This window comes from Pantoea sp. QMID4, assembly GCF_030270445.1.
GTDB classification, from domain to species: domain Bacteria; phylum Pseudomonadota; class Gammaproteobacteria; order Enterobacterales; family Enterobacteriaceae; genus Pantoea; species Pantoea vagans.
Genome location: NZ_BSXL01000011.1, coordinates 19625 through 36390, shown reverse-complemented (window position 1 = coordinate 36390; position 16766 = coordinate 19625). Strand labels below are relative to the sequence as shown.

The 16766-nt window shown below is 54.2% G+C and carries 14 protein-coding genes; 13 read left to right on the top strand and 1 reads right to left on the bottom strand.

What is annotated here, in order from left to right; translation table 11 throughout:
* Positions 1-371 precede the first annotated feature (371 nt).
* From lpxP to QSK07_RS20895, 6 genes are all read left to right on the top strand, one after another.
* Positions 372-1295, top strand: a complete 924-nt coding sequence (lpxP, locus tag QSK07_RS20920) for a kdo(2)-lipid IV(A) palmitoleoyltransferase (RefSeq protein WP_098051996.1) — start codon at positions 372-374, stop codon at positions 1293-1295.
* Between the two features lie 221 nt (positions 1296-1516).
* Positions 1517-2659 carry an alanine racemase gene (locus tag QSK07_RS20915; protein WP_285722860.1) on the top strand — a complete coding sequence of 381 codons (1143 nt, stop codon included), beginning with the start codon at positions 1517-1519 and terminating at the stop codon, positions 2657-2659.
* Positions 2660-2795: 136 nt separating this feature from the next.
* Positions 2796-3191 (top strand): polyketide cyclase, encoded by a 396-nt coding sequence (locus QSK07_RS20910; RefSeq protein WP_275222971.1) that lies wholly within the window; start codon positions 2796-2798, stop codon positions 3189-3191.
* 435 nt (positions 3192-3626) lie between these two features.
* Entirely contained in the window at positions 3627-3893 is a 267-nt protein-coding gene (locus tag QSK07_RS20905; RefSeq protein ID WP_285722857.1) for a hypothetical protein, read from the top strand.
* 82 nt (positions 3894-3975) lie between these two features.
* Positions 3976-4620: an oligosaccharide flippase family protein gene (locus tag QSK07_RS20900; protein WP_098053116.1), complete on the top strand. Its 645-nt coding sequence runs from the start codon at positions 3976-3978 to the stop codon at positions 4618-4620.
* Between the two features lie 440 nt (positions 4621-5060).
* On the top strand, positions 5061-5678 hold the full coding sequence (locus QSK07_RS20895; protein ID WP_013359520.1) for a trimeric intracellular cation channel family protein: 618 nt from the start codon (positions 5061-5063) through the stop codon (positions 5676-5678).
* Here QSK07_RS20895 and ligB read toward each other — a convergent pair.
* Positions 5616-7367 carry an NAD-dependent DNA ligase LigB gene (ligB, locus tag QSK07_RS20890; RefSeq protein ID WP_285722853.1) on the bottom strand — a complete coding sequence of 584 codons (1752 nt, stop codon included), beginning with the start codon at positions 7365-7367 and terminating at the stop codon, positions 5616-5618. The two genes, QSK07_RS20895 and ligB, sit on opposite strands and share 63 nt — an antisense overlap.
* Before the next feature lie 239 nt (positions 7368-7606).
* Here ligB and gmk point away from each other — a divergent pair, with 239 nt between their 5' ends.
* The 7 genes from gmk (at position 7607) to QSK07_RS20855 (ending at position 16742) form a co-directional block, all read left to right on the top strand.
* Entirely contained in the window at positions 7607-8230 is a 624-nt protein-coding gene (gene gmk, locus QSK07_RS20885; protein ID WP_033734537.1) for a guanylate kinase, read from the top strand.
* Between the two features lie 54 nt (positions 8231-8284).
* A complete protein-coding gene (gene rpoZ / locus QSK07_RS20880; RefSeq protein ID WP_003851346.1) occupies positions 8285-8560 on the top strand; it encodes a DNA-directed RNA polymerase subunit omega in 276 nt (91 codons plus the stop codon).
* A gap of 20 nt (positions 8561-8580) precedes the next feature.
* Positions 8581-10689 (top strand): bifunctional GTP diphosphokinase/guanosine-3',5'-bis pyrophosphate 3'-pyrophosphohydrolase, encoded by a 2109-nt coding sequence (gene spoT / locus QSK07_RS20875; RefSeq protein ID WP_285722849.1) that lies wholly within the window; start codon positions 8581-8583, stop codon positions 10687-10689.
* A 2-nt stretch (positions 10690-10691) separates the two neighbouring features.
* On the top strand, positions 10692-11390 hold the full coding sequence (gene trmH / locus QSK07_RS20870; RefSeq protein ID WP_285722846.1) for a tRNA (guanosine(18)-2'-O)-methyltransferase TrmH: 699 nt from the start codon (positions 10692-10694) through the stop codon (positions 11388-11390).
* Entirely contained in the window at positions 11387-13465 is a 2079-nt protein-coding gene (gene recG / locus QSK07_RS20865) for an ATP-dependent DNA helicase RecG (protein ID WP_275222976.1), read from the top strand. The genes trmH and recG overlap by 4 nt, the downstream gene beginning before the upstream one ends.
* Positions 13466-13570: 105 nt before the next feature.
* Positions 13571-14944 (top strand): nucleobase:cation symporter-2 family protein, encoded by a 1374-nt coding sequence (locus QSK07_RS20860; protein WP_285722843.1) that lies wholly within the window; start codon positions 13571-13573, stop codon positions 14942-14944.
* Positions 14945-15062: 118 nt separating this feature from the next.
* Positions 15063-16742, top strand: a complete 1680-nt coding sequence (locus QSK07_RS20855; RefSeq protein ID WP_285722841.1) for an AsmA family protein — start codon at positions 15063-15065, stop codon at positions 16740-16742.
* Positions 16743-16766 lie beyond the last annotated feature (24 nt).

The following is a 16766-nucleotide window of genomic DNA, read 5'->3' as shown; positions in this document are numbered from 1 at the left end:
TTTCAGGCGCTATAGTGTGAGATTCATCAACACCTCCGGCCTTTTATTACCGTGGCTGGCTTCAAAACTAAGTAAAAATTGATAAATAATCATTTCCGGACTCTTCCGGAACGCCTGTCAGTCACACTTCGCATCTCAGGTCTGTCTTTTTAATCTTCTGAATTTAAAATATTTTTTCTGTTGTGAACCCTTTTTTCGCACCCGAAACGCTGGCTCCATGAAACAGGTCAATCCTGTAGAGTTAGTAGTTTCCCTTTCTTTGAAGGCACTTTTTGATAAAGTGTTGGTCGAATTCAGTACAGCTGTACCGCCTGGAGACTTATGGAAGTGCTCTTTATGCGATACATCCATCTATCTCATGAAGGTTGTTAATGAAAAACACCGGAAAATTTAGCAGTTCGCTGCTGCATCCGCGTTATTGGTTTACCTGGTTTGGTCTTGGTGTACTCTGGCTTCTGGTCCAGCTTCCCTATCCTGTTCTTATGCGTCTCGGTGCCGGTGCCGGCAAAATTTCCCGTCATTTCCTGCAGCGCCGTGAGCGAATCACCCGTCGTAACATTGAGCTCTGCTTTCCTGGCATCAGTGAAGAAAAAACAGAACATATGATTGCCGGTAATTTTGCGTCGTTAGGCATGGCGCTGGCTGAAACCGGTATTGCCTGGTTCTGGTCTGACCGTGCGGTAAAACGTCTGTTTACAGTGTCAGGTATGGATAATCTCCACGCTGCGCAGAATGAAAAGCGCGGTGTGATGCTGATTGGCGTGCATTTCATGTCACTGGAGCTGGGCGGCCGCATCAGCGGTCTCTGTCAGCCGATGATGGCGATGTACCGCCCGCACAACAATCAGGCAATGGAATATGTTCAGACCAAAGGCCGGATGCGCTCGAACAAAGCGATGATCGACCGCCGCGATCTGCGCGGCATGGTTAGTGCTCTGAAAAAGGGTGAATCGGTCTGGTTTGCGCCGGACCAGGATTACGGCCCGAAAGGCAGCACCTTTGCGCCGCTGTTTGCGGTAGAAAAAGCGGCCACCACCAACGGCACTTTTGTGCTGTCGCGTCTCGCGAAGCCAGCGATGGTGCCGATTATGCTGATCCGTAATGCAGGTAATGATGGCTATCATCTGATCATTGAGCCGGTGCTGGAAAATTATCCTCATACGAACGAGGCTGCTGCTGCAGCTTATATGAATAAAGTGATCGAGAATCAGATTCTGCGCGCACCGGAACAATATCTCTGGCTGCATCGCCGATTTAAAACCCGTCCGCCGGGTGAACAATCACTTTACGTCTGAGTAAACAGATAAAGCAGGCACCGCGCCTGCTTTTTTTATTCTGCTCATCCACGCCTGCTTAGTGTCCCCTCCGATTCATGCATGTGCTGCATGCTCTATCCCGGGTTAACACCCACTTTAATTTTTGCTGTTCAGCGCCTCTTCCACGGCCACCAAACTGGTATCAGAAAGTTAATTAAGGAATGATAAATCCTCTTACCTCGTTAAAGTCGGATAATCTTATGGATATCAATGATACAGAGCAGTGGCAGAGGCCGCTGATTGATGAACGCCTTACGCCCTATATTGAAGTGGATGCAGAGCGACTGGAGCAGAATCTGCAGCATATGCAGCGCAAAGCCAGTGCGGCAGGCGTTGCGTTGCGTCCGCATATCAAAACACATAAAAGCGTCTGGATTGCTCAGCGTCAGCTTGAATATGGTGCTCAGGGTGTCACGGTCTCTAAACCCAGCGAAGGTATCAGCTTTCTTCAGGGGGGCGTTCGCGATCTGCTGTTAGCTTACCCGGTTGTGCAACCGCAAAGCGTGGCTGAATTGCTGCGTCTCGCCGTACTTCATCAGGCAAAACTTATCCTGATCGCGGACAGGCTGCAGGGTGTGGCAGCGATTGCGGATGCGTGGCAGCAACAACCAGACTGCGCGCTGGCGGTGGCGATTAAGGTGGATGTTGGATTACATCGGATTGGTGTGAATCCTGATAGTGATGAAGCCGTGCTGATTGCTCAGGCGCTGCGGGACAGAGGCGTACGCTTTGCCGGATTAGTGTCGCATGCCGGCCACGCTTATGGTGCCGGTAATGCCGCAGCTATTGTTGATGTTGCCAGGCAGGAAACGGTATTGATGCAGCAGCTTCAGGCAAGACTGCAGGCTGCGGGATTTACCGACTGCCCGCTCTCTGTGGGTTCAACGCCTACGGCCCTGGCAGCCGAGGTTGCGCCCTGCATCAGTGAAATCCGGCCTGGCAACTATGCACTGCTGGACCTTACCGCCTGTCGCCTCGGGCTAAGTCACGTCGATCAGCTGGCAATGACCGTCATTACCCGTGTGGTAGCGGTAAACGAGCATTTCGCAATTGTGGATGCCGGATCGAAAATGCTGAGCTCAGATAAAGGGCCACACGGCACCAATGCCAGCGGCTTTGGTGTTGCAGCCGACGAAGCGGGCCACACGTATGAGGTGACAAAGTTATCTGAGGAGCATGGTTTTCTGCTTCATCAGGATCGCCGTCCTGAAGTCGGCACGCTGCTGCGTATCTTCCCGAATCACAGTTGCGCAGTGATGGCACAGTCGGATGGCTTTGTTCTGCGTCACGCCAGTGGGCATAGCGAAGAGCACGCAGTTTCTGCACGCGGCAATTTCATCTGAGTCAGCGGCAGACAGCCTCATCCATTGTCTGCCGTTTGTAAGAAACCCTCTCAACACCACACTTCTGCTGTTACAACGTATTAACGAGCCTGACCCCATGCTTTAATGCTTTTTTAGCTTATTCTCCGGAGGTTATATGCTTTCCTCGCGCACGCTGAGCCTGACGATTCCGCGTCACTGGTTAGATCTTTATGAAACCATCTGGAAGCCGGAATTTTTTCCAAAGTGGGCGTCCGGGCTGACGAATAGTGCATTAGAACCTGATGGCAATCGCTGGCGTGCTAAAGGCCCTCAGGGAAACGTAAAGCTCCGGTTCTCGCCACATAATCCGTTTGGCGTAATGGATCACTGGATTGATAGTGGCTCAGGAAAGGAAATCTATGTGCCGATGCGCGTGATAGCCAACGAGCAGGGTGCTGAGATAATGGTGACGGTTTACCGTCAGCCATTTACTTCAGATGAGAGATTTAAGCAGGATATTGAATGGGTTAGCAACGACCTTGAGAAGCTTAACCAGCTTCTGACACAGTAAATCAATAACTTAGCTCGATTTTTTCTCTGTACTTATCACTGGCTGTTTATGAAAAAAAACAGAAAAACTTCCGATGATAAAGCATAAAGCTTTTATCTGATTGCATGCCCCTTTTACACATTTATCACCACCCCTGCTTAAGCATTGTTGCCAGGAAAATTCCTGGCAACAATGCCTGACAGGCAGGCTATACCCGCTGATTTCAGGCATCTTCATCTGCTGTGTAAACAATTTCGCTAAAACACATACATTAATCATCAATAATCGTTTATTACTGCTGTACTGGAGATCTAATATTTATCATGCATGAAGTGAAACCATTTATTTCTGCAGTTGCGTAATCAGACTTTTCTTATGGTGTTAAATTAAATAAAACAATGTATAAATCATTCAACACACAGCAATACCCATAATGATAAAGCAGGAAAAAAAGTCATGGACCGCTCTGCGTATCCTTTGTTATCAGAAAAAGAATTCGTTGAGATTGCCGCAAGGATGCTGGCAGGAGAATATAAAACTACAACAGGATTTATTCGTGATCTGGCGGAATTCTTATTCGCTGCAGGGGATTCCACCATGACACGAAACAGAGAATTTACCAGGGATATCTGTTTTTTATCCGGGCACCCTTTGCTTGAATCCATAATAACATGGCAAGCCTGGAAAGGTATTTCAGGACTCCGGCCAGAAAAATTGCACTAACCAACGGTGTCACAGCAATCTCTCATTGCTGTTACACAACGATTTAATTCTCACAGAGTCAATGGACTCTAACGAGTATATTATGGCAATACGTGAAAGCAGTCTTAATAGCGCAAAGTGGTCTCTGCTCTCTTCAATCAAAATTATTGGCATCGGCGTACTGCAGCTTTCGTTGCTGGCGCAAATTCTGCAGGCGAATGAACTGAACCTGCTGGCGATCGCCGTAATAGCTTTACTGGCTATCGATACGCTGGCCGATCGCGGCTTCTCAAATAAGCTGATCCGCCGCTGTATGCTCTCTATCAACGACCTCTCCACGATCTACTGGGGTAATATGTTGATGGGTATCGCGGTGTTTGGTCTGTTATTTACGGGCAGTCATCTGCTGAACAGTCTGTTTGGTCAACCTGAACTGGCGTTAATGCTGCAGATGGTCTCAGTGGTGTTTATTATCATCCCGCAGGGTCAGCATTACCGTGCGATATTACAGCGCGAAAAACAATATACCCGTATCGCTTTTGCTGAAACCTCATCAGTATTAGCTGGCCTTGCCGTCACCTTATTTACCGTCTGGCTGACACCTTCAGTATTGTGTGCGATCTGGGGTTACCTGGCGATGGCATCTATTCGTATGCTGATTTACTGCTACTATGGTCGTTCATGGTTCCAGCCGGAATACCATTTTAGCCTGAAAGCCTTTTCTAAAATTCGTGCAAGAAACAAATAATAAAATAAGTCTGTATGATGGGCTCTGAGCATCCGAAACGATGCGTTGGCGTGCTGTTAATCAGCACGCCTTTTCTTTTTATTAAATCTGTCATTTTATTTCCCTAATCAATTCCCTTCTTAATCTGCCGCATCCAGCCTTTTTACCTCCTTTATAAACTGACTTACCTCCAGCTGTTGTCTGGCGTTCATGGTCGGTTAATATCCGCCCGTCCGGCACTAAAAAACAGCGGGCCGCAACGCACAAACCTTCTGCAGGCTGTATCTTCTCAGATTGATACAGGCACTCACCGCAGGCTCTGCGCAGAAAAGTCTTTCTATACGGACGCCCGTGCTGGCTGGTATACACTGCGCTTATCCCGGACGCCGATCGCCTGAAAATCTCTGTCGCCGTCTTTCAGGCAAGGGCGTCGCCTTGCCGCCGTTTTACCGGAGTGTGCTATGTTACTGACCGTTCTCTACATCATTGGTATTACTGCTGAAGCCATGACGGGTGCGCTGGCGGCGGGCCGCCGCAAAATGGATCTGTTCGGTGTCATTATTATCGCATCAGTGACTGCCATCGGCGGTGGTTCGGTGCGCGACATCCTGCTGGGTCACTATCCGCTGGGCTGGGTTAAAAATCCCGAATACATCATGATCGTGGCAGCAGCAGCGGTCATCACCACTTTCCTGGCGCCACTGATGACACATCTGCGCAAAGTGTTCCTGGTGCTGGATGCGCTGGGACTGGTGGTTTTTTCCATTATCGGCGCGCAGGTTGCGCTCGATTCCGGACATGCCATGATTATTGCCGCAATAAGCGCGGTCATTACCGGCGTCTTCGGTGGCGTACTGCGTGACATGTTCTGTAATCGCATTCCGCTGGTGTTTCAGAAGGAGCTTTACGCCGGTATCGCCTTCGCCTCAGGCTGGATCTATATCCTGCTGCTGAAAACTACGCTTGCACATGAAGCGGTGATTATCATTACCCTGTTGTTCGGCTTCTTTGCCCGCTTACTGGCGCTGCGCTTCCGCCTCGGTTTGCCGATTTTCAACTACCCCCATCCCGAGCATTAAGGAAGAAGGTATGCCCTGCTGCTGCAGAAACGCGATCAGCGTCTGCACACGGGCATCTTGGAACTGCGCAACCAGGCGCTTTGCCAGCGCAGCACCAACGCCCGGTAGTGTCTGCCAGCCCGTCACATCCCGCTGCATTAAGCTCTCCCACTGCTGATCGGGTAGCGACTTCAGGGCTTTCCGCGGTAGTGAAATACCTAAGGCATCCACCCAGCGACGAAACGGCTGCTGACGGGTGAGATTAAAACGATGCCAGAGCTGACTTGCCCGTTCGGGAGTGAAGCCCGTTGCGGCGGCGATCTGTTCCGGTGTTAACGTCAGCCAGCCGAACAGATGCGTCATACTCCCGGTTTCCAGTAAGCGCAGCCAGGTGCTGCGCTCAACGCCCGGAATATTCAGCACCGTTTTCTGACTGAGCCAGCGTAATTTTGCCAGTAACTGCTTCTGGCACTCCGCACTGAAGGTGTAACAGCTTAGCGGCGTGTAACGCGATGCGTCGGGAGGCTGAGGATAGTCACGCTCTGCCACGCGCCAGATTACCCGCTCCAGCCGGGGAATCCCCTGACCCGCCAGACTCAGCGTAATCATATCACCCGCCACAATATCGCTCTCCTGACAGCGACGCAGCGATCCAACATTAACCCGCCTGACGGTCTTGTCATCCAGCTGCACCGGCTGCAGATTAAGGACGGCAGCTATTTTCCCGGTTCGGCCAATCGGAAAATCGATGGAGAGCACTTCAGCGCTGACTTCAGGAGGCTGATACTTCCAGGCAACAGCCCAGGTTCCCTCTCCCGGCAGCCAGTTTTTGCCCGCAGGACGAAGGGTCTGATGAACCACCACACCGTCAGTGACAAAGGGCAGCGCAGCATGGAACCAGCGATCCCGCCAGGCGGCGACCTCCTCTTCATCTTTGACGCGATGACTCCATTTTGCCGCAACGCCCAGTCCCCAGCGGCTGAGTTGTTCAAGGCGTTCCGTCATGGTTGCGGGGCCATCTGGCCAGGCCCAGATGAAAACATCGAGCGAATTCAGCAGGGGAACACGCTGTTTACTCATCATGGCCCCGGCCACCTGTGCGCGAGCATTTTTACCGCCATCAACGGCCTGTTGATGACCGGTCATCGGCAGAAATAGCTCACCCTGCAACACAACCTCGTCGAGATGCGTTTCAATATTCAGCGGAATCGCCGGAATCCAGGCGGCTTTAGTCAGCCACTCTTCACCGCGTAATCCATCGCCACGGCTTAACAGCGAGACCAGCCTGCCGTGGCGATATACCAGTGAAACAGCGATGCCATCAACTTTGGGCTGCACCCAGAGATCGCCACGCCCCTGCATCCAGTAAGCCAGCGCCAGCTTGTCGCGCATCTTTTTTACGCCAGTATGGGCGACCGGATGCAATGACGTGCCATTACCCGGCAATTGCGGTTCGTAAGCCGCCTGATAAGGGCTAAAGCAGTGCTGCCACTGAATCAGGCGCTGCTGAAGAGCGTCATAATCCGCATCCGCCACCGGACTCTGCCCCTGACGATAGTAAGCGTCATCCCAGTGTTGCAGTTGCTGTTGCAGGCGCCGGATCTCTTCAGTCGCCCGGTTCGGTGTCCAGACCGGACAAACGGCGCTATCCACTGGCCATGTAACAATCCACAAAACAGCCGCAAACAGCGGCCAGCCGAATCCTGTCATACTCTTTCCCCTGACGTTTTTCGGTATTCAATCTCAATGCGTTGTCGTCAGCCAGAAACGATGTCCGGTTCAGGAAGGGGTATCGTGGCAATAAAGGATTGGTTGCAGCGGTCAGACAGATATTTGCGCGAAGAGACGCAAAAGTTGGCTGTTGCCGCTGCGCAAACGCTGCGTGGCAGCAGGAAGCTGTGTATACTGTGCAGGAAATCGACTCCGCTTTTAATCAATTCAAGAAAACCATGGCTCAAGGCACGCTCTATATTGTTTCTGCACCCAGCGGCGCAGGGAAATCCAGCCTGATTCAGGCACTGTTAAAGACCCAGCCGTTGTATGATACGCAGGTCTCTGTTTCGCACACGACGCGCGGCATGCGGCCGGGTGAAGCCCATGGCGAACATTATTTTTTCGTTGAGAAACATGAGTTTGAGCGGATGATCGCGGAAGATGCTTTCCTCGAACACGCTAAAGTTTTCGACAACTATTACGGTACCTCGCGCCATGCTATTGAGCAGGTGCTGGCAACCGGCGTTGATGTTTTTCTTGATATCGACTGGCAGGGTGCGCAGCAAATCCGCGCCAGAATGCCAGGCGCACGCAGCATCTTCGTTTTACCGCCGTCGAAAGAAGAGCTCGATCGCCGTCTGCGCGGTCGTGGTCAGGACAGCGAAGAGGTCATCACGCGTCGCATGGCCCAGGCGGTAGCGGAAATGAGCCACTACGCCGAGTATGACTATCTAATTGTGAATGATGATTTCGATCTGGCTCTGTCCGATCTGAAAACCATTATTCGCGCCGAACGTCTGCGTATGGCGCGCCAGAAGGCGCGTCACGATGCTTTAATCAGCAAACTGTTGGCAGTCTGAATACAGTTTCAGTATGATGCGCAGTCATTTCTTCATCTGTGGAGTAGCACACCTATGGCACGCGTAACCGTTCAGGACGCAGTAGAAAAAGTTGGTAATCGTTTTGACCTGGTGTTGGTCGCTGCACGTCGTGCACGTCAGATGCAGGTTGGCGGCAAAGATCCGCTGGTTCCGGAAGAGAACGATAAACCTACCGTTATCGCTCTGCGCGAAATCGAAGAAGGTCTGGTCACCAATCAGATTTTAGATGTGCGTGACCGTCAGGAACAGCAAGAGCAGGAAGCCGCTGAGTTACAGGCCGTTACCGCTATCGCTGAAGGTCGTCGTTAACAGCCACCTGCAGGTCGCCCTTGTATCTGTTTGAAAGTCTCAATCAACTGATTGAAAAATACTTGCCAGAGGAGCAGATCAAGCGCCTCCAGCAAGCCTACCTTGTCGCACGTGATGCCCACGAGGGACAGACACGCTCCAGCGGTGAGCCTTATATCACCCATCCGGTTGCTGTGGCCTGTATTCTGGCGGAAATGAAGCTCGACCATGAAACCCTCATGGCCGCGCTGCTGCATGACGTGATCGAAGATACGCCTGCCACTTACCAGGACATGGAACAGCTGTTCGGTAAAAGCGTGGCGGAGCTGGTCGAAGGCGTTTCCAAGCTGGATAAGCTGAAATTCCGCGACAAGAAAGAAGCGCAGGCAGAGAACTTCCGCAAGATGATTATGGCGATGGTGCAGGATATCCGCGTCATTCTCATCAAGCTGGCTGACCGCACCCACAATATGCGCACCCTGGGGTCATTGCGCCCGGACAAACGTCGTCGCATCGCGCTGGAAACGTTAGAGATTTACAGTCCGCTGGCGCATCGTCTGGGTATCCACCATCTTAAAACGGAGCTGGAAGAGCTCGGTTTTGAGGCTCTCTACCCGAACCGCTATCGGGTGATTAAAGAGGTGGTGAAAGCCGCGCGCGGTAATCGTAAAGAGATGATCCAGAAGATTCTTTCTGAGATCGATGGCCGTCTTCAGGAAGCGGGCATTCCCTGCCGCGTCAGCGGTCGTGAAAAGCATCTTTACTCGATCTACCGCAAAATGACGCTTAAAGAGCAGCGTTTTCACTCGATCATGGATATCTATGCCTTTCGCGTCATCGTGAAAGATCTGGATACCTGCTATCGCGTTCTGGGCCAGATGCACAGCTTGTATAAGCCGCGTCCAGGCCGCGTAAAAGATTACATCGCCATCCCCAAAGCCAACGGCTATCAATCGCTCCATACCTCCATGATCGGTCCGCACGGCGTGCCGGTTGAAGTGCAGATTCGCACCGAGGATATGGATCAGATGGCGGAAATGGGGGTCGCTGCGCACTGGGCGTATAAACAGGCGGGCGAAAGTGGCACCACCGCACAGATTCGCGCTCAGCGCTGGCTGCAAAGCCTGCTGGAGCTGCAGCAGAGTGCGGGCAGTTCGTTTGAATTTATCGAAAGCGTGAAGTCCGATCTCTTCCCGGATGAGATCTACGTCTTTACGCCTGAAGGCCGCATTGTTGAGCTGCCAACCGGCGCGACGCCGGTGGACTTCGCCTATGCGGTTCACACCGACATCGGCCATGCCTGCGTCGGCGCACGCGTTGATCGTCAGCCTTATCCGCTGTCGCAATCCCTGAACAGCGGACAGACGATTGAGATCATCACCGCGCCAGGCGCCCGTCCCAACGCCGCCTGGCTCAACTTTGTCGTCAGCTCCAAAGCCCGCGCCAAAATTCGCCAGCTGCTGAAAAACCTCAAGCGTGAAGACTCGGTTAATCTGGGTCGCCGTCTGCTCAGCCATGCGCTGGGCGGCAGCCGTAAACTGGCGGAGATCCCGGCTGAGAATATCCGGCAGGAGCTGGACCGTATGAAGCTGACCTCGCTTGACGATCTGCTGGCGGAAATTGGTCTGGGCAATGCGATGAGCGTGGTCGTGGCGAAGAACCTGCTGCAGGCGGACAGCAAGACCATCAGCAGTAACAGCAAGCGCGGTAAGCTGCCGATCAAAGGCGCTGATGGCGTGTTGATTACGTTCGCTAAATGCTGCAGACCGATTCCCGGTGACCCGATTGTTGCTCATGTCAGCCCTGGCAAAGGACTGGTGGTGCATCATGAATCCTGTCGCAATATCCGCGGCTACCAGAAAGAGCCGGAAAAATTCATGCCGGTCGAGTGGGATAAAGTCACCGAGCAGGAGTTCGTGGCGGAAATCAAAGTCGACATGTTTAACCATCAGGGCGCTCTGGCGAACCTGACGGCAGCAATAAACACGGCCGGTTCCAATATTCAGAGCCTGAATACCGAAGAGCGTGATGGTCGCGTCTACAGCGCCTTTATTCGCCTGACCGCACGCGACCGTATCCATCTGGCGAATATCATGCGTAAAATTCGCGTGATGCCGGATGTGATTAAAGTCCACCGTAACCGTAATTAGGCATGAACGATCAACGTTTTGCCCGAATTCAGGCGATGCTGGCACTGCGCCAGCACGACCTGACTGTCTGTATGGAGCAGGTGCATAAGCCGCACAATGTGTCGGCGGTGATCCGCACGGCCGACGCTGTCGGCATTCATGAAGTGCATGCTGTCTGGCCCAGCCAGCGGATGCGCACCCAGGCTTCCGCGTCTGCCGGAAGCAACAGCTGGGTGAAAGTGGTCACCCATCCCACCATCGGCGACGCTGTAAAACAGCTTAAACAGCAGAAGATGCAGGTTCTGGCGACCCATCTTTCTGACGATGCCGTGGATTTCCGTGAGATCGATTATACCCTTCCCACCTGCATCCTGATGGGACAGGAAAAAACCGGCATTACCGAAAAAGCACTGGCGCTGGCTGACCGGAAGATCGTGATTCCCATGGTGGGAATGGTACAGTCACTGAATGTCTCAGTCGCCTGTGCGTTAATCCTCTATGAAGCGCAGCGGCAGCGGCAGAATGCCGGTCTATACCTGCGCGATTACAGCCTGCTGGACGACGATGAGCAGCAACGCCTGCTGTTCGAAGGCGGATTCCCGGTGCTGGCGCGGGTCGCAAAGCAGAAAGGTTTACCCTGTCCGCGCATCAATGCGCAGGGCGAAGTCGACGCGGATCCCAGCTGGTGGTCAATCATGCAATCGACCGGTAAAAAAAGATGAAAGGCCGTCTGCTGGATGCCATCCCGCTCAGTACCCTGACCGGCGTCGGTGCCAGCCAGGCGGCAAAACTGGCCAAAATTGACCTGCATACCATTCAGGATCTCCTGCTTCATCTCCCGCTACGCTATGAAGATCGCACCCAGCTTTATGCCATTGACGATCTGCTGCCCGGTATCTGGGCAACCGTAGAAGGCGAAGTGCTGCATACTGACATCACCTTTGGTCGCCGCCGAATGATGGTGTGCCAGATCAGCGATGGCAGCGGTGTACTGACGATGCGCTTCTTCAACTTCAATGCCGGCATGAAGAATAACCTGTCGCCAGGCCGTCGCGTCACCGCCTATGGTGAGATTAAACGCGGTCAGCGCGGCGCCGAAATTATTCATCCTGAATACCGCATCCAGGGCGAACAGAGCAATGTGGCGCTGGAAGAGACCTTAACGCCGGTTTATCCCACCACCGAAGGCATCCGACAGGCTACGCTACGTAATCTTACCGACCAGGCACTGACGCTGCTGGAGAGCTGTCCGATTGCCGAGCTGCTGCCGCAGGAGCTGAGCGGCGGTTTAATCAGCCTGCCTGATGCGCTCCGCACCCTGCATCGCCCTCCGCCCGATCTTCGACTCAGTGAGCTGGAAAGTGGCCGTCATCCGGCGCAACGCAGACTGATTCTGGAAGAGCTGCTGGCGCACAACCTCAGCATGCTGGCGGTACGCGCCGGTGCTCAGCGCTATTACGCGTTACCGATGCCGCCGCGACACAATCTTAGCGACCAGCTGCTGGCCGCGCTGCCCTTCTCACCGACCAATGCGCAGCAGCGTGTGGTGATGGAGATTGAGAAAGACCTGGCTAATGATTTCCCGATGATGCGGCTGGTGCAGGGCGACGTCGGCTCGGGTAAAACGCTGGTAGCCGCGCTCTCTGCGCTGAACGTTATCGCCCATGGCAAGCAGGTTGCGCTGATGGCGCCAACCGAGCTGCTGGCGGAACAGCACGCCAGTAACTTCCGTCAGTGGTTTGCGCCGCTGGGCATTGAAGTGGGCTGGCTGGCCGGAAAACAGAAAGGCAAAGCCCGCCAGGCACAGCAGGAAGCGATCGCCAGCGGTCAGGTGGCGATGGTGGTGGGCACCCACGCGCTGTTTCAGGAGCAGGTGCAGTTCAAGGGTCTGGCGCTGGTCATTATTGATGAGCAGCACCGCTTCGGCGTCCACCAGCGCCTTGCACTGTGGGAAAAGGGCGAGGAACAGGGTTTCCATCCGCATCAGCTGATTATGACCGCCACACCCATTCCTCGCACCCTGGCGATGACGGCTTATGCCGACCTTGACACCTCAACCATCGATGAGCTGCCGCCGGGACGTACACCGGTGACTACCGTCGCCATTCCCGATACGCGACGCGATGAAATTGTGGCGCGGGTTGAGCATGCCTGCCGTGAGGGACGTCAGGCCTACTGGGTCTGCACCCTGATTGAAGAGTCCGAACTGCTGGAAGCGCAGGCGGCTGAAGCCAGCTGGGAATCCCTGAAAACGGCCCTACCCGACTTAAATATCGGACTGGTGCATGGCCGGATGAAGCCCGCGGAAAAGCAGGCGGTGATGCAGGCCTTTAAAGCGAATGAACTGCAGCTACTGGTGGCGACGACAGTCATCGAGGTCGGCGTTGACGTGCCGAATGCCAGCCTGATGATTATCGAAAACCCGGAGCGGTTAGGGCTGGCGCAGCTGCATCAGCTGCGTGGCCGCGTAGGTCGTGGTGCTGTAGCATCGCACTGTGTGCTGCTCTATAAAGCGCCGCTGAGCAAGACGGCGCAAAAGCGTCTTCAGGTGCTGCGTGACAGTAATGACGGTTTCGTCATTGCTCAGTTCGATCTGGAGATTCGCGGACCGGGTGAACTGCTGGGCACGCGTCAGACCGGTAACGCTGAATTCAAAGTAGCCGACCTGCTACGCGATGCCGCAATGGTGCCGGAAGTTCAGCGTGTGGCGCGCCACATCCACCAGCATTATCCCGAGCAGGCCAGCGCCCTGATTGAACGCTGGCTGCCAGAGAACACCCGTTATACCAACGTCTGATTGATCTCCATCTGAGTCGGCCTTTTTTATCCTCACCGGGCAAACGATTGCTTTTGCCCGACGGATGATTACAATCGCCACACTATTTTTTGGGAAGAACAGAAGATGTCCACCACTCCTCAGCCAGACCAGCCTTCCGCTACGAAAAGTGAACTGATTTATCGTCTTGAAGATCGTCCACCCCTGCCACAAACGCTGTTTGCCGCCGGTCAGCACCTGCTGGCAATGTTTGTCGCGGTTATTACGCCCGCGATTCTGATTTGTCAGGCGCTGGGCCTGCCTGCAGAAGATACCCGGCACGTGATCAGTATGTCGCTATTTGCATCGGGCGTGGCATCACTGCTGCAAATCAAAACCTGGGGACCAGTAGGTTCAGGCCTGCTGTCGATTCAGGGCACCAGCTTCAACTTCGTGACGCCTCTGATTATGGGCGGGATGGCGCTGAAAAATGGCGGTGCTGACGTGCCCACCATGATGGCGGCTCTGTTTGGCACGCTGATGGTAGCCTCCTGTACCGAAATGGTGCTGTCGCGCGTATTGCATCTGGCGCGCCGGATCATTACGCCGCTGGTTTCCGGTATTGTGGTGATGATTATCGGCCTGTCGCTGATTCAGGTCGGCCTGACCTCCATTGGCGGCGGTTTCAGTGCGATGAACGACCATACCTTTGGCGCACCGAAAAATCTGATGCTGGCCGGAGCCGTGCTGCTGGTGATCGTGCTGCTGAACCGACAGAAGAATCCCTACCTGCGGGTCGCCTCCCTGGTGATTGCCATGGCGGTGGGCTATCTGCTGGCCTGGGCTATGGGCATGCTGCCTGCGGCAGGTATTCCTGCTGATCAGCCGTTAATCATGGTGCCAGCTCCGCTCTACTACGGACTGGGCTTCGACTGGAATCTGCTTATCCCACTGATGCTGGTGTTTATGGTCACCTCCCTGGAGACCATCGGCGATATCACCGCCACCTCGGATGTTTCAGAGCAGCCGGTGAGCGGTCCGCTCTATATGAAACGTCTGAAAGGCGGCGTACTGGCGAATGGACTTAACTCCTTTGTCTCCGCGCTGTTTAATACCTTCCCTAACTCCTGTTTCGGTCAGAACAATGGCGTCATTCAGTTAACCGGCGTAGCCAGCCGCTACGTGGGCTTTGTTGTCGCGCTGATGCTGATCGTGCTGGGGCTCTTCCCGGCGGTCAGCAGTCTGGTTCAGCTCATTCCTGAGCCGGTGCTCGGCGGCGCAACCATTGTGATGTTTGGCACCATCGCCGCCTCGGGCGTTCGCATCGTGTCACGCGAGCCGCTTAACCGTCGCGCCATCATGATCATCGCGCTGTCGCTGGCGGTGGGGCTGGGTGTTTCTCAGCAGCCGTTGATCCTGCAGTTTGCGCCCGAGTGGCTGAAAACCCTGCTCTCTTCCGGCATTGCAGCGGGCGGCATTACCGCCATCGTGCTCAATCTGATTTTCCCGCAAGAGAAGTAAGTCCACAGGCAGGCTTCGGCCTGCCTGCTAATTATTCGGATTTACATCCAGGCTGTTGAGCTGTAACGGTAATTCAGGCATAACAACCTCTCACCGGATTTAACTCGGGAAGGATGCTATGAAATTTCTTGGAAAGTTTTTCCTCACCTTACTTTTGCTGCTGCTTTTCACCCTTGTGGTGATCTATGTATTGCTGCAGACACAGTGGGGTGCAGGCTGGTTTAGCCGTTGGGTGAGCGACAAAACCGAATGGCATCTCTCCCTGAGTAAAATTGAACACAATTTCTCTTCTCCCTCTCACATCATTCTGGATGACTTCAGCTTTGGTCACGATGGGCAGCCTGCGGTTCTGGTAGCGAAACGGGTCGATCTCGGTCTGGCTCTGATTCAGTTCAGCGATCTACTGCATTTCAGCAGCCTTGAACTGCGCGACGGGGAAGTAAATCTGGCCAATCTGACGCCAGGCAGTGCGCTACCCATTCAGGCCGATCGCCTGCAGCTTAATAACATGCGTATCGACAGCCCTGACAGCACGTTACCGCTGTTTGCTCAGCAGGTTAATGGCGGCATTCTGCCGTGGAAACCCACAGCTCTTGATATGCTGGGTCGCGATGCCCGCTTCCAGATGAGCGCAGGCAGCATGACGCTGAATAAGGTGCCAGCTGAAAACGTCCTGATTCAGGGCAGTATTTCCCAGGGGCGGATGCGCTTTGATAATATTGGTGCCGACCTGGCGCGTGGCTCCATGACCGGCAACGGCGAGCGCGATGCCCAGGGCAACTGGAAAATTAATCAGCTGCGACTGAATGACATTCGTCTGCAGACCGCCAGCAGCCTGAAAGATTTCCTGCATAGCCTGCAGGTGGTCCCCTCGATTGCTGTTTCGCGCCTCGACATGACCGATGCCCGCCTGCAGGGGCCTGACTGGGCGGTGACAGATCTTGACCTGACGCTGAGAAACGTTAACTGGCAGGGCGATGACTGGCAGAGTAATGATGGTTCGCTGGCGCTGAATGCCAGCAATTTTATCAACGGTGGATTCGAGCTCAATGACCCTATCGTTAACCTGGATTTCTCGCCGCAGGGCCTGGCACTGACGCAGTTCAGTTCTCGCTGGGCGAACGGGGTGATTCGGGCTGACGGTGACTGGTCACGCAGCGATAAACGCCTGACGCTGAAAAATCTGGCTGTTGCCGGACTGGAATATACCCTGCCGCAGGACTGGCGCGACCGCTGGCAGGCGGCACTGCCCGCATGGCTGGATAGCGTAGCGGTGACGCGTTTCACCTCTAATCGTAACCTGATTATCGACATCAATCCGGCGTTTCCCTTCCAGCTGACCTCACTGGATGGATCCGGCGAGAACCTGCTGCTGGCGCAGGAGCATCAGTGGGGAATCTGGTCGGGTAAGCTCAGCCTGAACGCGGCAGAGTCGACCTTTAACCGCACCGATCTGCGCCACCCGTCGATTACGCTGAGTGCCGACCCGCAACAGATTCAGGTGACCGAGCTGAGTGCGTTCAGTAACAAGGGCATGCTTGAAGGGACCGCCACCGTCGGCCAGCAGCCAGCCCGTCCGCTGACGTTGCAACTGACGGGGCGTGCAGTGCCGGTGAATGTATTGCAGAACTGGGGATGGCCCGCATTGCCGTTAACCGGTGACAGCAATATGCAGCTGCAACTGAGCGCGGCATTAGCCGCAGGTCAGCCACTGCGTCCGACGGTCAATGGCACGCTGTCGGTGACAACCGACAGTCAGCAGGTGCAGCAGACCATGCAGGCTGGCGAGGTACGTTAATAACATAAGGGCCGCAAATGCGGC

Bases quoted from the DNA above. Each gene is read 5' to 3' on its own strand.
- recG (WP_275222976.1), top strand. From the start codon at position 11,387: ATGAAAGGCCGTCTGCTGGATGCCATCCCGCTCAGTACCCTGACCGGC.
- ligB (WP_285722853.1), bottom strand. From the start codon at position 7,367: ATGACAGGATTCGGCTGGCCGCTGTTTGCGGCTGTTTTGTGGATTGTT.
- QSK07_RS20910 (WP_275222971.1), top strand. From the start codon at position 2,796: ATGCTTTCCTCGCGCACGCTGAGCCTGACGATTCCGCGTCACTGGTTA.
- rpoZ (WP_003851346.1), top strand. From the start codon at position 8,285: ATGGCACGCGTAACCGTTCAGGACGCAGTAGAAAAAGTTGGTAATCGT.
- QSK07_RS20860 (WP_285722843.1), top strand. From the start codon at position 13,571: ATGTCCACCACTCCTCAGCCAGACCAGCCTTCCGCTACGAAAAGTGAA.
- QSK07_RS20905 (WP_285722857.1), top strand. From the start codon at position 3,627: ATGGACCGCTCTGCGTATCCTTTGTTATCAGAAAAAGAATTCGTTGAG.
- QSK07_RS20915 (WP_285722860.1), top strand. From the start codon at position 1,517: ATGGATATCAATGATACAGAGCAGTGGCAGAGGCCGCTGATTGATGAA.
- QSK07_RS20900 (WP_098053116.1), top strand. From the start codon at position 3,976: ATGGCAATACGTGAAAGCAGTCTTAATAGCGCAAAGTGGTCTCTGCTC.
- QSK07_RS20895 (WP_013359520.1), top strand. From the start codon at position 5,061: ATGTTACTGACCGTTCTCTACATCATTGGTATTACTGCTGAAGCCATG.
- trmH (WP_285722846.1), top strand. From the start codon at position 10,692: ATGAACGATCAACGTTTTGCCCGAATTCAGGCGATGCTGGCACTGCGC.
- QSK07_RS20855 (WP_285722841.1), top strand. From the start codon at position 15,063: ATGAAATTTCTTGGAAAGTTTTTCCTCACCTTACTTTTGCTGCTGCTT.
- lpxP (WP_098051996.1), top strand. From the start codon at position 372: ATGAAAAACACCGGAAAATTTAGCAGTTCGCTGCTGCATCCGCGTTAT.
- gmk (WP_033734537.1), top strand. From the start codon at position 7,607: ATGGCTCAAGGCACGCTCTATATTGTTTCTGCACCCAGCGGCGCAGGG.